The organism is Neisseria sp. P0020.S005, assembly GCF_051957055.1.
Lineage (GTDB): Bacteria > Pseudomonadota > Gammaproteobacteria > Burkholderiales > Neisseriaceae > Neisseria > Neisseria subflava_A.
Genome location: NZ_JBQCWV010000096.1, coordinates 1 through 213 on the forward strand (window position 1 = coordinate 1; position 213 = coordinate 213).

The window sequence follows — 213 nt, forward strand, 5'->3', positions numbered from 1 at the left end:
CGTTTTGGTTGGTCGCAAACAGTTGGCTGCCGTTAACGGCATCTTTGCTGTTGGCATTGAGGTCGCCGTCGGCTACGTTGATAACCTTCTTGCCGGCGTTGTTCAAACCGTCTTTGGTCAGTTTGACGTCACCTGCTTTAACGCCGTCTTGGGTCAATGCAACATCGTCGCCTACTTTCACACCGTCGTTGTTCACGGTGGTGTCGCCGGCTT

The 213-nt window shown here is 53.5% G+C and carries 1 protein-coding gene; it reads right to left on the minus strand.

Annotated features, from left to right (window positions below; all coding sequences use genetic code 11):
- Window positions 1-213, minus strand: a 213-nt coding sequence (locus ACTHTU_RS11480; RefSeq protein ID WP_440362623.1) for a hypothetical protein, incomplete at both ends; no start/stop codon positions are given.